Below are 17,008 nucleotides of genomic sequence, written 5' to 3' on the forward strand. Positions count from 1 at the left end.
ATAAAAAAGTTTGTCTCTTGACATTTTGTACTGTTAAGTAGTACTGACTTGTCACATAATGTGACTTTATGAATCGACTGGTTTAATGGTTACTATTTTATTTTCAATGTTCATCTTGCGCTTCGTGGCCTGCGCCCCTCAGCGACATTGACTATGTTATCATACAGCTTAACCATTGTCAACTAGTTTTATAATTTTTTTCTTGTTTTTTTGTTTCTTCATTTTACTTTGCCTTTTAACACCTTCTATTTCAAGGGGGTATAGCCTATACATGAATAGTTAAAAGCAAGCTTATTTTAATGAATAAGCTTGCTTTCTGGATCTTATTTTCTTTTATTATACCTTTGTTTTATTACTTCATAGCTTTTTCAGCATATTTAGTTGTTACAATTTCATTATATGGTGCTCTTTCATTAAGCTCTCCTGCTAATTCCATAACATCCATTAGTCTTGTTAAGCTCTCCTCTTTAAGAACAGGATCTTGGCACCATGCATCAATTTCTTTATACCTTGCTACAACTGTTGTCAAATCTTCTAAAGATAGTTCCGTAAAGTGTGGTGAAATAATTTTAGCAATTTCTTCTGCTGGATGTGTTTGTACAAACTGCTGTCCTTTATAAACTGCATTTGTAAAACGCTGAATTAAATCTGTATTCTGTTCTATATAAGAACCTAGTGCACTATAAGCTGTAAAAGGAATTTCTCCTGTTTCCTGTCCTACAGATGTCATAATATATCCTGAACCTTCTTTTTCAATCGATGTTGCTAAAGGCTCGAATAAAGTAACATAATCCCCTTCTCCGCCAGTAAATGCTCCAGCCATTACACCAAATTGAATGTCTGTTCTTACATTAACTTCTCCATTAGTTGTATCTTCTCCAATTACAAGTCCACTATTTTTAATACCGTACTCTAGTGTCATCTCAGGCACTCCACCTTTTCTGCCACCAAGAATTTCTTTTCCTTTAAGGTCATCAAATGTGAAATTATCATTTGGCTCTCTACCTACTATAAAGCTCCCGTCTCTTTTAGTAAGTTGGGCAAAACAGATAGAGTAGTCTTTACTTCCTTGATTATATACATATATAGAAGCCTCTGGTCCCATAAGTCCTATTTGTACTTCTCCTGATAAAAGTGCTGCCATAGTCTTATCGGCTCCTTGTGCACCTAGAAGTTCTACTTCTATACCTTCATCTTTAAAAAATCCTTGTTCAATTGCCACATATTGAGGAGCATAAAATACAGAATGTGTTACTTCTGCCAATTTAATCTTATCTAAACCACTATCTTTGCTGCTACACCCTGCTCCTAAAAGGCTCATTACTGCAACAAGTGCTATACTTATTAGAGATTTTAACTTCTTCATTATCCATTCACCTCATATTAAAAATGGAATAAATTTACATTCTCTAATATAGCATAATCACTTAGCTTGACCAGTGTTACCTTTTCGAACGATATAATTTCTCTACAAGGTTAAGTGCTTCATACATAAGCCAAGCACAGAAAGCAAGTACCACTACACCCATCATAACAAGATCTAATCTAAAGACTTGACCACCATATACAATAAGATAACCTATACCATTACGCGAAACTAGAAATTCTCCAACAATAACCCCTACCCAAGATAAACCAATATTAATCTTAATAATATTAATAATGTTACCTATATTGGCTGGTAAGATCAGCTTAGTTAGCACTTGCCATTTGGTTGCACCAAAACTTCTAAGCATTTGAATTTTTTCTTCTTCTATATTAATGAAATAGTTATATGCCGCAAGTATAGTACTTACTATAGAAATGGTAATTGCAATAACAACTATACCTCTTATGCCCGCACCTGCCCATACAATAATAATAGGTGCTAAAGCTGTTTTAGGTAATGCATTGAGTACGACTAAGAAAGGGTCACATATTTTGGACAATGTAGGTGACCACCATAATATAATAGCTATAATAATTCCTAGCACAGTACCTATAGCAAACCCTAATACGGTTTCCCATACAGAAACAGCTATGTGTGTAAAGATACTACCATCCTTTAAATAGTCTACAAAAAGTTTTACAATAGCAGATGGACTACTAAGTAAGAACGTATTAATCACATCAAGTCTTGCAAGTACTTCCCACAATAGAATAAATAAAACAACTGTAGCCAGTTGCCAAAATACAATTTTTTTTCTTTTCTTATGTTTGTTCTTTAAATAATCCTGATAACCTACGCTTAAGTTATCTATTGTCTTATTATGCTTCATGGACACCCAACTCCCTCCATAACATATCAAAATAATCTTTGAACTCTGGTGCTTTTCTTGAAATTAAGGGTGTTCTTTCTTGCTCTATTGTAAGCTGTATATCATGAACACATTTAATTGTAGCTGGCCTTGCGGACAAAACAGCAATTTGATCACACATAGATATAGCTTCTGAGATATCATGCGTCACTAAAATAGCATCTTTATTCTCCTGCCTAATAATTTTATAAATATCATCACTTACCATTAGTCTAGTCTGATAGTCTAAGGCTGAAAAAGGTTCATCTAGCAATAAAACATCTGGATCTGTAGCAAGAGTTCTGATTAAAGCTACACGTTGTCTCATACCTCCAGAAAGCTCTTTCGGATATCTGTTTCTAAACTCCCATATACCATATATCTTAAGTAAATGTTCTATACGCTCTAGTGCTTTAGTTGTAACCTTATGCTGAATTTCAAGACCAATTGTAATGTTATCCATAATAGTCCTCCACTCAAGCAAGTGGTCTTTTTGAAACATGTATCCAATTTCCCCTTCTATTTGTACCTCTCCACTGGTTGGTTGAAGTAATTTTGTTAATATATTAAGGATAGTAGACTTACCACTACCTGATGGTCCTAATATACCTAAAATTTTCCCCCGTTCCAAAGCTAAGTTGACATCTTTTAAGACGAGTATTTCACCTTCATCTGTATAAAAGTTCTTATAGATATTTTTAAGCTCTATAATACTAGCCACACCATTCCCTCCCTAGTATAATCTGTATCTATTTCATAATATTAGCCTAAACAGGTGAAAGTGCTTGTTTATTCTTTTTTATTTGTCAAAATTCTCCCTTTTGGTCAATAATTTTCTTTCTAAATGCATAAAAAAAGAAGTGCCCCTATACGGCACTCCTTTTCTATGCTTTCAAGTTGGTTATCACTTGCAAGATTATATTATGATTGTAAAACAACTGCATAAGTACAGATTCTTCTATTAAAGTATTTAGAGCATCAAGTCCTGGAATCATCATCATAAAAGGAACTATTAAACAAATGAGCCATACAATTAAGACCCCTTTAATAAGACCTACTATAAAACCAGCCCATTTATTAGCTGTTTTTAAAATAGGTAATTTGGCTACTAAGTCTAGTACCCCTACTCCTATTGCTAATCCTACTCTCACAAAGATAAAACATATAACGACTGCTATACCCATAATACATAGATCAGCTACAAAAGTTGCCATATACTCTATAAGAGAGTTTACACCTAACAATTGATAAATTTCAGGATTGTTATTCCTCACAATCTTATCTGTAATAAAATCAGGCATCCAACCTAATGATTCTTGTATAATAGCAGCCTGCCCTTGTAATCCTATACTACCGATTTCAGGTAGTCTATCCATCATCCACGATCTAATACCATCATATATAGGTGTCAATTTAAGGATAGCCTCAATAACAGGATAAATAAAGAAAGCTAATACAAGCGCAATAAGTGATGATAGGAGTCCATAAACTGTTTTTATAAAGCCTGCTCTCGCTGCTAGGCAAGCCGTCCCTAAAATAATTAGTAAAATAATAATATCTATCACTTTATACTTCCTCCTTCAGACATACCGCTAAGTAGCCTTACCTCATCTTTGGTCACTGCTATAAGCTTATTACCTACATAGAGCACTTTATCCACATCTTGGGTAGCCTCAAAGGTAAATTTAACTTCTCCTTTTTTTGTATACCCTGTAAATTTATTATCTTGCCCAATAATAACACCTTTATCTGTTGCATTAAAATAGGTCACTGTTTCTTCAAATTCTTCTTCGTAGACTACTTCTCCTACTTCATTAAAGAGAGTTAAGCAATCTCCTGAACCTTTACTTGCTCCTTTTTTTGTACTTAGAACAGGTAAGTACCCTGCCCCTTTAAGTTCTCCATCTATGTAAGGTGTATATTTTAAGTAAAGGTTAGAGATTTCTTTAATCTTCTCCCCTTGAAGGTTATAGAATGTAATTCTATGGTCACCTATAGCTGCCCATGTAGAGTTATTTAGGAATTCTATTTCATAAATAATGTTATCCTTCTCTTCAATGCCATACTTCACATTAAAAACCTTCTCTTCTCCTGTCTTATTAATTATAAGACCATTTAGGACTGAAGTAATAACAGGATTATAAATATCAATATAATTAACTAGTAGTAACTGCTTATCCGGTGTAACTTCTGCACTCACTGGAAAACCTGCATCTTTAATATAAGTTACACCTTCTACTGCATCTCCTAGCCTTTCACCTTTACTATTATAAGCTGCTGTAATATGTCCATCTTTTGTTTTTTCTATTAGAGCAACATCCCCATTGCCATTAATAGAAAAATATATAATAGGATTACTTGTCGTAATCTCTCCCTTTTTACCTTTATCATTAAAAATAGCTAGTTTCTGATCATTTTTATTCATCAATGCAAAATAGGTGCCTTTATGCTTTACAATAGGCTTGTCTATGGTTAAAGCATTATTCCATACCTCATTTCCTTTTAGATCGTAAGCTGTAACACCATCTTGAGTAAGTCTGATAATCTGATTTCCACCCGTTGCTATGTATTCATTTTCTTCTTCTGAATGCTTGAAAATGACTTCTCCTAGCTGATATTTAACTATCTCTGCACTTGGGTAACTTATGTATATAACAGCAATTCCTATCATACAAATAAGCAACATACCAATCAGTACCCACGTTGCCTTCTTGCCTGCAGGAAGAAGCTTTTTATCCTTCTTCACTTTCATTCCTCCTATATCCTCATTTTTCTTATCCCTATCATACACTATTCGTATCATATTTCAAAGTTTCTTTCTTTATTTAGATATAAGAGTGAATCTTAATCAAGATTCTATAAGTTTTCTATACATTTCTTCATAAACTTTAGCAGAGTGATTCCATGAAAAGCATGTATTCATAGCATTTAATTGTACCTGTTTAAAATCTTCCGGCTTCTCCATATATAAAGTATAAGCTTCTTGAATTTTTCTATAAAGCCAATACCCAGAGTAATCTACAAATTCAAAACCTGTTCCTTCCTTTGTCTCTTCATTATAATGAATGACGGTATCTTTAAGTCCCCCTGTTTGTCTTACAATAGGTACACTTCCATAGCGCATAGCCATAAGCTGTCCTAATCCACAAGGCTCAAAAGCAGATGGCATTAAGAACACATCAGAAGCTGCATAAATTTTTTGCGCAAGTGATTCATTAAAGGTTAAAAATATGCCTGCACGCTTGCCATACTTGTAAGAGAAATGTTTAAACATATTCTCATAGTCTTCATCTCCTGTGCCTAATAATACAAATTGAACATCCATGTTCATAATTTTATCCATCATCCAGCTACCTTCTAATGTCTGCTTTAATAAATCAAACCCCTTTTGATCTGTTATTCTAGAAATAATACCTATCATCATACAATCTTTTACTTCAAGTCCATACTCTTCTTGGAAAGCATGTTTATTTACTTTACGGTCTTCTAAATGTTCTATGTCATAATGTTTATAAATATGAGGGTCTGTCTGTGGATTATACTTATCATAGTCAATACCATTTAAAATACCACAAAGTTTTCCATAAAGTTTCTTCTCTAATAATTGATTAAGGCCACAGCCATATTCCCATGTCTTAATTTCTTCTGCATAGGTTGGGCTTACTGTATTAATTTGATCACAATATAAAAGGCCCGCTTTCATATAACTTAAACCACCATGGAACTCTAATGTTTCAGATGTAGCATAGTGCTCTGAAAGTTCTAATACATCCAATACTTGTTCTTTACCAAAAATACCTTGATACTTCATATTATGAATAGTAAATACAGTTTTTATATCCTTATAAAAAGGGTCATATTTATATTTTTCACTAAGTAATAGTGGAATCGGCCCTGTCTGCCAGTCATTACAGTGAATAATATCTGGTTGAAAATCAATATGTTTAAGTAAGTCTAATACAGTTTTACTAAAGAATGCAAAACGCTCATAATCATCATGATGGCCATAAAATTCATCTCTATAAAAATAAGCATCATTTTTAATAAAGTAAGTTGGAATAATGGTATCATCATAATATATACCTGCATCTTGATTTCTCCAGTTAAGTCTCACATTAAAACTTGTTAAAAAGTGACTGGCATGGTCAAAAAATTTATTTTCTATTTGATGATAATACGGCATAACAACACGAACATCTAAACCATTTTCTTTTAATTGTTTTGGCAGTGCACCTGCCACATCCGCTAATCCTCCTGTTTTTGCATAAGGTGCTACCTCTGACGCTACAAAAAGACATTTTAATGGTTTATTTTCCACCTTATAACCCCCTCCTCGATTAGATTATTTTTATTATAATAAATTTTCAAATAAATTACCAGCAGATTATTCTGCTGGTAATTTTAATTTTTGACCTACGTAGATATCATCACCATTTTCGATTTCATTAAGAGCAATGATTTCCTTTGTTCTCAACTCTGTTTGATAATGGTCAAAACTAATTTTTCTTAGACTATCCCCTTCTTGAACAACATAAGTAATATAATCTTCTTCTTGAGTTGCAGCTTCTACAGCTTGCTCCCCCTCTCCATTAGTATTAGCTACTTCTTCTGCTATATCTATCTTCTCTTCATTTGTAACAGGTATTTCTTCAGCCGGCTTTTCTTGTGCTACTTCTTCTACTACTTCTTCGACCACTTTATCTGCTGTTACTTCTTCTTTTGGAGCATTAGCTTCTTCACCTGTGCGATCTATAATTGTTACATCTGGTGTAGCAGCATCTATAGCTCCTTCTGGATTAAATACAAACTGCGCATTAGCATCTTCACCTGATGTTGATACATCTTGCCCAGTAGCTGCTTCTTTAGATGACATTTGAGCAAGTTCTGCTTGAAGTCCATTAATTTTTGCATTTTGATCATTCATTTTAAGGATAACTGCGGATAAAGCTAAAAGTGCAATACTTGCAGCTACTACAGTTAAATTCATCTTTTTCTTGTGTTCGTATTCTTTCTTTCTAATCTTTCCAATCTCTCTAAATTGGTTAACCACATCATCTTCCGTCTCTTCTTTTTCTACAGAAATAAAAGGTCTGTCTAACATATACTGTTGCATACAAGGATTCTTATCATAGTACATGTAATAACCACTTTGTTCTTTCAAAGTGTCATCTTCATATACATAGAAGGTTTCTATTTTATTAATAGGGTCTACTAATAAAAGTAGTGTCCCCTCTCTATCAAAAATCTCTCTATGTGCTTTCACTTCTTTCATTGTAAGCATAGTGCCATACCCTGGCTGCATATGTAACCATCCAAGTATTTTTGCACCTTGGAAATAACTTTCTTTTTCTTCTTGCAAAGCCTCTACAGCTTCTTCATTAATCCATTCATCTACTGTAGAAAGCTTGTCCTTGTCAATAGGCATAATGCCACAGATAATCATCTCTCTGCTCTCTGGATAATATTCTCCTATAATAGCCGCTGAGTGCTCACAAGATAAGTCTGTATTTGCATATTGATAAATATAAGTATAAACGTAGTCTTCTAGATAAATAACATAGTCACAATCTGTGTCCCCCATTGGCCTTACTGAGTCAATATTCTCAATAAGCATGTTGTATCTTTCTTCCGATTTTTCACTTCCTTCATTTGATCTATCTCTTGCTTCTTCTACAGAAATAACGCTAGCCTTGTTTTCTTGTACAGTTTGTTTGTCCTTATTCTTCTTGTGTGGATCATAAATTATTGTTCCCATAGTATACTCCTTCCATTTTTATCCATATTTACTTCCCAAGCATACTATACATTATCTAAATAATTTAACCTTTCCTGTCGAGGTACTCTATTTTTTTATCCCTCTTTTTTTACAGAAGAAGACATACTAATTTTTTCCATAAATAAATATGAAATAAACTGGTAAACTATATTACTATGAAAGTGGTGATATGTTGTGAATGCTCCGGCTCAAAAAAAACTTCGGCCTACCTACATCAGTGTCGATGACCCAAAACACTTTATCTCATTTTGTGAGTTATTAGATTCTCATTTAGCTTCTCTACTGCCTCTCCATCATCATGAATTAGTCATTGTGTGTATTGGAACGGACCGTGCAACTGGTGATAGCCTGGGGCCTCTCATTGGTTATAAACTTACCGACCTAGATTTTGACCACGTACATGTTTATGGCAACTTAGAGAACCCTGTCCATGCAAAAAATCTGGAAAACATGACTAAAACACTTAATGACCATCATCCAAATGCCCTCGTTATTGCCATTGATGCCTGCCTAGGTGCCATGGAAAACGTAGGCTCTATTGCTATTGGTGAAGGATCTATTAAACCTGGTGCAGGGGTACAAAAAGAACTAGAACCTATTGGTCATCTTCACATTACTGGTATTGTAAATTTTAGTAGTTTCATGAACATGGTTGTTCTTCAAAATACTAGACTCTCTCTAGTCATGAAGATGGCAGATATTATTTCTGCCGGACTTAGACATTCTATCTGGAAGTACTATAGTTACAAAAATCAGAGAAATGACTAAAGGCATACAAGTTAAAATAACTTGTATGCCTTTAGTCTATTTTTTATTAGGCTCTAAAATGTTCTTAAGCTTTTTAATAAGTTGATAGAACAGGAAGATTCCTGCCCCAAATACCAAAATACTTGAGAAAGTAGATGCTACCATTTCTTGCTTTAATAGGCTTAAAATCCCCATATAAAGTAATGGATATACTAAATATAACACCGAAAAAGTAGTTATAAACCATAAAGTTCCTAAAAAGGTCAGCATTTTAATTGAAGGAATACCTTTCCTAGCTAAAACAATAATAAAGAATCCTACCATTAAAGAAAGAAATGGTACACTCACATCAATTCCTAACTTCATTCCTGTAAGCATCATAATTACTGTAATAGGAAAGATATTAATCATAAAAATGGTTACAAAAAAGAATACTTTTATCAGCAAATTTCTTACTACATTTTTTGAAGGCTTTTTACGTTCTACTAAAAGTTTTGTAAAATCATTCATTTCATAAACAACTAGCACAACTGCATTAATAATCATCCAACCGAACATAATGATATTACCAAGTGGTGTTGTTGTAAAAATAGGTATCTTTGCACCTAACACTAAGAAAAGTACAAATGCTAAAATAGATAAAACTTCAAATATATAAATTTTTTTACCATAATTAAGTTCTAATTTGATTTCTGCGAACATTCTGTTCTCCTCCATCATTCTATTCTTTCTCTTATCTTAACATAAAAAAATAAAGAGAGTAAGAATATTTTAGAGTTCTAATTTTAAATCACCAAACTTGATTAAACCTTTTTTACGCATAATTTCAGCAAAAATAAAACTTAACACTCCAGGTAATACAAAGAGGACAAGTATAATAGCTAGGCCTGTATACAAAGGTGAGTACGTCTCACTCATAGTCTGCCATGTAAAAATAGGACCTACTAGACCTGCTGTCCCCATTCCAGCTCCTGCAGCTATATTTTCCATTTTAAATATTACTGTTGCAATAGGCCCTGTAATAGCACTTGCAAGTGTAGGCGGTATCCAGATAAGTGGATTACGTACAATATTAGGCACTTGCAACATAGAAGTTCCTAATCCTTGCGCAAGTAGTCCCCCCACTTTATTCTCCCTATAACTTATAACTGCAAATCCAATCATTTGTGCGCAGCACCCTGCTGTTGCTGCACCTCCTGCAAGGCCTGAAAGCCCTAACATAAGTGCAATAGCCGCTGAACTAATAGGTAATGTTAAGAACATCCCCATAAGAACTGAAATAATAATACCCATTAAAAATGGTTGAAGTTCTGTTGCTGCACTAATAACCTGACCAAGCCCTGTCATAAAGTTTGAAATAGGCGGTCCTAAAGCCACGGCCGTCATACACCCTACTACAATCGTTACAGCAGGTGTCACTAATATATCCAACTTTGTTTTACCTGCTACAAGCATACCAATCTCAAGGCCAATAACAGTAGCTAAGAAAGCGCCAACAGGATCTCCAGGTCCACTTAAAATGACACTGCCTTCTTGGATTAATGTATTATTAATGAATCCTGTTGCATAAGCTCCAATTAAACCATTAATAGCACTTGCATAAAGTACAAGCTTAGATGCACCTAGTTGATGTGCTGTACCAATAGCAATTCCTACACCTGTAAGTACTGTTGCTAAACTTGCAATCCCAAGAAGTGCATTCCCTATGGCAGTTCCCGGAAAGAATAACCCTACTTGCTTAATAATCAGTCCTATAATAAGTGTACAGAAAAGACCTGATGCCATACCACCTAGGCCTTTTATTAAATATCGATCTATAAACTTTTGCATATGAATCCCCCATTACTTATGTAATGAGGCAATCATATCATGTGTCAAGACAGTTGTCAAACACTATGCTAAATAGCCTTTTTGTCTTAGTTCCTCTTCAATAATATCTAACTCTTCTTCTGTAGGTGCTTCTATAGTATGCATATGCACGCCTGCTGTTAGTACTGAAAGAAGAGCCGCTTCATTATGTCCTACCTTCTCGGCAAAGGCCTTTACATCCCTTCTTGTTTTTAGCATTAAATCGCCTGTTAGGTCTCCATATACACTATGACTTACTATTACATTACGTACTCTGCCACCATTATCTACCACCGTATTCAGTTCATCTTCCATTTGTTCAGCTGTATGCTTAACAAGTATTACTCGGCTTACCATATTGCCAGCCTCTTGATTAAGGATATAGCCCCTAGCTGTTGCAAGTAAGTCATACCCTTCTGCTCTTAGAAGTGCAATATCTTGTACGACAACTTGTCTACTAATTCCAAAAGCATTACCTAGCTTTGCCCCACTCATAGGTTTAGTAGCCTCTTGAAGCATTTTAATCATTTCTATACGCCTTGTTTGACCATCCATTTGTTCACCCTCTTTCACTAGTTCTTTCCATTTCTAATGACAGTATAGCAAAAAAAGAGGATGTTGCAAATTTTGCCACATCCCCCTATATAAATTATTTTATTAGCTATTAATACGTTTAATCAGTGTTTCTCTAAGTTCTTCATAACCTTTTTTGCCAAGAAGTGCAAACATGTTTTTCTTATACTCTTCTACACCCGGTTGGTCAAATGGATTTACACCTAATAAGTATCCACTGATTCCACATGCTTTTTCAAAGAAGTAAATAAGTTTACCCATTGTGAAGGCATTAAGTTCTGGAATGTTCAGTACTAAGTTTGGTACACCGCCGTCCACATGTGCAATCAGTGTGCCTTCAAAAGCTTTTTTGTTAACAAAGTCCATTGTTTGACCCGCTAAATAGTTAAGTCCATCAAGGTCAACTGGTTCTTCTTCAAGTGCAACATCAAGTTTTGGTGATTGCACATTGAGAACTGTTTCAAATAACATTCTTTGTCCATCTTGAACGTATTGGCCTAATGAGTGAAGGTCTGTTGAGAAGTTTAATGATGATGGGAAAATACCTTTATTATCTTTTCCTTCACTTTCAGCATAAAGTTGTTTCCACCATTCACCGAAATATTGTAAGCATGGTTCATAGTTTACAAGAATTTCTACATTTTTTCCTTTTCTAAGAAGTGCATTTCTTACTGCTGCATATTGATAACATGCATTTTCTTTAACATCTGCATTACTATATTCACTTCTACCTTCTGCTGCACCTTGCATCATTTCTTCAATATCAATACCTGCTACCGCAATTGGAAGAAGACCTACTGCTGTAAGCACTGAGAATCTACCACCTACATCATCTGGAATAACAAATGTTTCATATCCTTCTTCTTTAGCAAGTGTTAGAAGTGCCCCACGATTTGCATCTGTTGTTGCAAAAATACGTTTTTTAGCTTCTTCTTTACCATATTTATCTTCCATGTATTTTTTGAACACTCTAAAAGCAATAGCTGGTTCTGTTGTTGTACCTGATTTAGAAATAACATTTACACTTACTTCTTTGCCTTCGCATACATCAAGTAAGTTTCTAAGGTATGTACCTGAAATGTTATTTCCTACGAAAAATACTTGAGGTAATTTTCTCTGCTCTTTTGATAAACTGTTATAGAAAGTATGAGTTAATGCTTCGATACAAGCCCTTGCACCTAGGTAAGAACCCCCGATACCAATTACAATAAGTACATCTGAATCTGCTTTAATTTTTTCTGCTGCTTTTTTTATTCTATCAAACTCTTCATGGTCATAGTCAACAGGTAGGTCAATCCAGCCTAAAAAATCATTACCTGCTCCTGTTTTTTCATGAAGCATTTCATGTGCTAGGCTAACTTGTTTTTCTAAACAATCTAATTCATGTGCTTGTAATCCTGTTTTAGAATAATCTAAAGTGATTTTACTCATATTTATCCTCCTCATTTTAAGGCTCATGTCGCTACCCCTGATGTATTGCCCGCCTTATTTACTTTTCTATTATAAACCACCTTCTACATCTTTCCAATAAGTGTAAATTAGGTTTTATGCACTTTTTATTCTATCATACTTTCTTACTTTTTTTAATTATATCTCCCACAACTTCTTATCTTTCATAAAAAGGATGCTGCACTTTTACAGCATCCCTTTACTTTAAAGTAGTGGATGTTCCGCCTTTGCTTTAATTCTTTCCCATCTACGGTCTATTTCTGTCTGCGTAGCTTCTAGAATTTCTGCATATTGTGGACTCATAGCAATATGCTTTGTCCTTGCCATGAGTTTATAAAATTCACTAATTGGCACTTTCTTATTATGCTTTTCTGGATTATAACTAAGGGCTGTAATTCCCTCTTCTACTTCATAAAGTGGATGATAACAGCTATTAACTGCTGCTTCCATAATTTTAAGAGCTTCACGTGGCTGATGTCCCCAGTTCAGTGGACATACAGATACAGCTTTCATAAATGCCATACCATGATGATTTGCATAATACTGTGCCTTAGCTGCTTTTTTCATAAAATCCGTAGGATTAGTCTCTGCTACTGTTGCAATATAAGGAATATTAGTTGCAGCAAAAATCTGTGGTGAATCTTTTGTAAATGTTTCTTTTCCCTTTTGGGCAGGGCCTACATGTGAAGTAGATGTTTTAGCACCTTTCGGTGTTTGATAAGATAACTGATAACCTGTATTCATATACCCTGCATTATCATATTCAAAAATAATCATACCATGATTACGTAGCGCTGCACCGATAGCTGGTCCCATACCAATGTCTAAACCACCGTCACCTGTAACCATGATAAATGTAATTTTTTCATCTTGTGGTATTTCACCACGTCTTTGCTTCTCATGATACATTTCTACAATACCAGATAAAGTAGGCGCCCCATTTTGGAAAAGATTATGCACATAAGTTGTTCTAAACGCTGTCTTTGGATAACAAGTGCTTGTAACCATACCACAGCCTGTTTGGAATAACAGCACAACATATCCTTCAATACCTTTAAGCAGAATATTAAGGTTAGTAAAAATCCCACATCCTGGACAAGCCCCATGTCCACCTACAATACGTTTTGGCATCTTAGTAGATTGAATAGGGATACCACCTTTTACAGTTATCTTCCCTGTCTCTTCATTTTCCGTTACTGCTGTAATACCTGGTGACTGTTCTTCTAAAGTAAGTGGTTTGAAATATTGGTGAGGGTTATACCCCTCTTTACCTGGATATTGACCAAAATAATCAAACTTAGTAATTTGTTTATTTTGACTCATAGCATAAGCTTCTTCTAATAATACTTTTGCATCACTAACATAAAAATCTTTTCCTGATAACCCATATACACGACTTGCTGTATCTATAGCCATTTTGTAGTCTTGCAAAGTCGCTTTCACTTCGAGTGACATGTTACCGCCACCTGCACCATAGCTATCTTGCCTATCTGCAATCATAAGGGCCTTTATATTTTTTACTGCATCATAAATACCTTCTTTAGGCCAAGGTCTTATAGCATTAATAGTAAAGACGCCTACCTTCTTGCCTTCTTCCCTTAATTCATCTACCGCTACTTTAGCTGTACCATAAGAAGAACCTAATATAAAAAGTGCAGCTTCTGCATCTTCCATCTTATAACTTTCAACAGCAGTATAGTAACGTCCTGTAAGATCACCAAACTCTTTAAAAACATCATCAATAATATTCCTTGATTCTTCCATAGCGAGATGAAGTTGATATTTGTTGTTGATTAAATCGGGCTCATTCATATAAGAACCAAAAGTAGCTGGATGCTCTACATCAAGCGCACTATATGGAGGATGATATTCTCCTACAAAGCCCTGTACATCTTCATCATGAGTAATCACATAGGTACGACGTTTTTGATGGCTCGTAAAGAATCCATCAAAGCCTATAATAATAGGTAGCAAAGCTTTCTCTGCTACTTTAAGTCCAATAATATTCATATCATAAACAGCTTGTGGTGTCTGTGCATATAATGTAATCCACCCAGTATTAAGTGTGTACATAATGTCACTATGGTCACCCTTTATAGATAAAGGCCCAGATACTGTACGACACGCAAGATTAAGTACCATAGGCATACGTGTCCCTGATTGGACTGGGAATTGCTCTAATGCATATAAAAGTCCATTGGCTGAAGTCGCATTAAAGACTCTTCCACCTGCTACAGTCCCACCATAGCAAATACCTGCTGCACCATGTTCACCATCACCAGGGATTAGCTTTACATCATGAAGTCCCGCTGATTTAAGTAAATCAAGATGCTCTGCAATTTGTGTAGATGGAGTAATAGGAAAATAACCCATCATATGATAGTTAATTTGTTTTGCTGCATAAGCTGCAAGTTCATTTCCACTGTCATAAACGACTGTTTGTTCTACCATATTCATTCCTCCTGTTCTATTGTAATCGTATTGTTTGTAACACCTGATTCAGCATCTACGATAGAATTAGATCCCATATCTTCAAACTCTACTTTTGTCTGAATGAAATCCCTATATGGTTCATGCATAGACCATACATCTACATCTCTTTCTAGGGCTTCTGTAAGCGCATCTGTTGGGCAGATTTCTACACATCTTAGGCAACCCTTACAATAGTGATAATTAACGCCTGTATTAACCATCTGCTGCTTCCCTTTATATTCTCCTTCTGCAAAAACAAGTGCCATTTCAGGACAGGTAATATCACATAATCCACAATTAATACACTTTTCTACATGAAATACAGGGACTTTCCCTTCTCTACTAGCTGTCATATCATTATTAGCCATACTTGCGAAAAGTGGATTAATGCCACCTATAGGTGCATTTTCATAACCCCAGTCATATTGAACATCTTTATAAGGTACATAAGGGTATCTGTCATCATTTTTAAATTGCTTTGAAGTAACCTCTTCATAGCCCCGACGAATCCCTCTTAAGTTCCCTTCAAGTGCATTAGGATATTTACGACCTATCGTATCTTTTACTACCGCTTCTACTGCCTTAAGAGGAATAAAGCCCGATGCCTTCGCAATGGTACCTAATATAACCATATTAATACGTGTCTTTTCTTCCATAGCAATTTTAAGTGCATCAACGCAATATACGCTTCCACCATAGAGCTTGAGCATTTCTCTTATTTCATCAGGACTTTTATCTGTATTCATAACAACTGCACATTCTTCATCTACTCCTGCGGTTACAGCTACTTTTCCTGCTAATGCCTCATGGAAAATACCTAATATATATGGTTTTTCTACAGGTGTAATAACACCAATAGCTTGATCTTCCTTACACCACCTGATAAAAGATTTAAGAGGTGTCCCCTTCTTTTCTGATCCATAGCTTGCAAAACTTGAACTGTTAAGTCCTAATGCCAAAGCACCTACTTCTCCTAAAATCTTACCGCTTAAATTTGCTCCCAAGCCGCCAATACTCTCAAGTCTCATCTCGTAGAACCCATATTCATTGGTCTTAGGTAAATCTATTTTATATTCAGCCATTCATTTACCTCCTTTTTATTCCTCTCTCTGATTTATTTTATGGAGATAATGTTTTTTCATACAAAAAAGCACCCTATTACTCATAGGGTGCTATAATTTTATATCTATTTGACTCAAAAGCATCTTAATGTCTTCTTCTCTAATATGCTTTTCATTACTACTTACTACTTTAGCCTGCTGGTACTCCTGAAGCTCAGTCTCTAATTTTTCAATCTTATCTAGTAAGACTTTTACATCTTTCTGTTTTTCTATCCATTTAATCTCTGTAGGATACGTATTTCTAACATAATCTTGTAATTTAATAAAGAGTTGTTCTCTTTGCTCATGAATACCTTTAAAAATACCTAACAAGGTAATCATGATACATAATACTGTACTCACTACAATAAAGATAAAATTAGAGATAGAATAACCTGGCTTTGTACTAAGAATTTCTAATACAATTTGGATACATAAGACTATCCACATAATAAGCTTACTTTTTATAGCTATATTTTGTACCACATAATAAGGGAATTTCCCTACTTTCTTCTCATAGAAAGCCGCCTGAATCATTGCTTCTATATCTATGTGATCACTTTCTCCTACTTCATAAGCTTTCTGATACTTTTCGGTTAAATCTCGTATAAAAGCAATTTCACTTCCTGTTTTATAAGCCTTTGGATTGTGATAGATTTCTATACTCTTTTCAATCTTGCTAAAGTGATTTTGTAACATAGTGGTCGCAAATGCTACTGCTAACGCTAATATGGTATTTATACCAAATAGTATCCCTATCATATATA

General features: G+C 34.7%; 15 protein-coding genes. 1 reads left to right on the top strand and 14 read right to left on the bottom strand.

The window, feature by feature from the left end; translation table 11 throughout:
- Nucleotides 1-352: 352 nt before the first annotated feature.
- The 7 genes from ACLTBU_RS12640 to ACLTBU_RS12670 all read right to left on the bottom strand — a co-directional run bounded on the left by ACLTBU_RS12640 (nt 353) and on the right by ACLTBU_RS12670 (nt 8,031).
- A complete protein-coding gene (locus ACLTBU_RS12640) occupies nt 353-1,366 on the bottom strand; it encodes an ABC transporter substrate-binding protein (RefSeq protein ID WP_177672067.1) in 1,014 nt (337 codons plus the stop codon).
- Between the two features lie 76 nt (nt 1,367-1,442).
- A complete protein-coding gene (locus ACLTBU_RS12645; protein ID WP_249334721.1) occupies nt 1,443-2,258 on the bottom strand; it encodes an ABC transporter permease in 816 nt (271 codons plus the stop codon).
- Nucleotides 2,248-2,997 (bottom strand): ABC transporter ATP-binding protein, encoded by a 750-nt coding sequence (locus ACLTBU_RS12650; protein WP_177672065.1) that lies wholly within the window; start codon nt 2,995-2,997, stop codon nt 2,248-2,250. Before ACLTBU_RS12650 ends, ACLTBU_RS12645 begins: the two co-directional genes overlap by 11 nt.
- 163 nt (nt 2,998-3,160) lie before the next feature.
- Nucleotides 3,161-3,841: a CvpA family protein gene (locus ACLTBU_RS12655; protein WP_249332970.1), complete on the bottom strand. Its 681-nt coding sequence runs from the start codon at nt 3,839-3,841 to the stop codon at nt 3,161-3,163.
- Nucleotides 3,838-5,022 (bottom strand): DUF5711 family protein, encoded by a 1,185-nt coding sequence (locus ACLTBU_RS12660; protein ID WP_177672063.1) that lies wholly within the window; start codon nt 5,020-5,022, stop codon nt 3,838-3,840. Before ACLTBU_RS12660 ends, ACLTBU_RS12655 begins: the two co-directional genes overlap by 4 nt.
- A gap of 102 nt (nt 5,023-5,124) precedes the next feature.
- Nucleotides 5,125-6,594, bottom strand: coding sequence for a glycogen synthase GlgA (glgA, locus tag ACLTBU_RS12665; protein WP_412219237.1), 1,470 nt, complete (start codon nt 6,592-6,594; stop codon nt 5,125-5,127).
- A gap of 66 nt (nt 6,595-6,660) precedes the next feature.
- A complete protein-coding gene (locus ACLTBU_RS12670; protein ID WP_412219240.1) occupies nt 6,661-8,031 on the bottom strand; it encodes a LysM peptidoglycan-binding domain-containing protein in 1,371 nt (456 codons plus the stop codon).
- A gap of 195 nt (nt 8,032-8,226) precedes the next feature.
- Between ACLTBU_RS12670 and yyaC the strand changes: the two genes are divergently transcribed.
- Nucleotides 8,227-8,820, top strand: a complete 594-nt coding sequence (yyaC, locus tag ACLTBU_RS12675; RefSeq protein WP_337528738.1) for a spore protease YyaC — start codon at nt 8,227-8,229, stop codon at nt 8,818-8,820.
- Between the two features lie 36 nt (nt 8,821-8,856).
- On the opposite strand, the gene ACLTBU_RS12680 is transcribed toward yyaC, so the two are convergent.
- The 7 genes from ACLTBU_RS12680 to ACLTBU_RS12710 form a co-directional block, all read right to left on the bottom strand.
- Nucleotides 8,857-9,501, bottom strand: coding sequence for a hypothetical protein (locus tag ACLTBU_RS12680; protein WP_412219244.1), 645 nt, complete (start codon nt 9,499-9,501; stop codon nt 8,857-8,859).
- A 69-nt stretch (nt 9,502-9,570) separates the two neighbouring features.
- Nucleotides 9,571-10,629 carry a PTS transporter subunit IIC gene (locus ACLTBU_RS12685; protein ID WP_412219247.1) on the bottom strand — a complete coding sequence of 353 codons (1,059 nt, stop codon included), beginning with the start codon at nt 10,627-10,629 and terminating at the stop codon, nt 9,571-9,573.
- Between the two features lie 63 nt (nt 10,630-10,692).
- Nucleotides 10,693-11,202 (bottom strand): 3H domain-containing protein, encoded by a 510-nt coding sequence (locus ACLTBU_RS12690; RefSeq protein WP_177672075.1) that lies wholly within the window; start codon nt 11,200-11,202, stop codon nt 10,693-10,695.
- Between the two features lie 102 nt (nt 11,203-11,304).
- Complete coding sequence (locus tag ACLTBU_RS12695; RefSeq protein ID WP_412219250.1) at nt 11,305-12,651, bottom strand: glucose-6-phosphate isomerase; 1,347 nt, start codon at nt 12,649-12,651, stop codon at nt 11,305-11,307.
- Nucleotides 12,652-12,873: 222 nt separating this feature from the next.
- Nucleotides 12,874-15,120 (bottom strand): thiamine pyrophosphate-dependent enzyme, encoded by a 2,247-nt coding sequence (locus ACLTBU_RS12700; RefSeq protein WP_412219253.1) that lies wholly within the window; start codon nt 15,118-15,120, stop codon nt 12,874-12,876.
- Nucleotides 15,121-15,122: 2 nt separating this feature from the next.
- The gene (locus tag ACLTBU_RS12705; RefSeq protein WP_249332963.1) at nt 15,123-16,223 is read right to left on the bottom strand and encodes a 2-oxoacid:acceptor oxidoreductase family protein; all 1,101 of its coding nucleotides are present in this window, start codon (nt 16,221-16,223) and stop codon (nt 15,123-15,125) included.
- Nucleotides 16,224-16,313: 90 nt separating this feature from the next.
- On the bottom strand, nt 16,314-17,003 hold the full coding sequence (locus ACLTBU_RS12710) for a hypothetical protein (protein ID WP_249332962.1): 690 nt from the start codon (nt 17,001-17,003) through the stop codon (nt 16,314-16,316).
- Between the last annotated feature and the right edge of the window lie 5 nt (nt 17,004-17,008).

The sequence above is a fragment of the Zhenhengia sp. genome, assembly GCF_046966505.1.
Lineage (GTDB): Bacteria > Bacillota > Clostridia > Lachnospirales > Cellulosilyticaceae > Zhenhengia > Zhenhengia yiwuensis.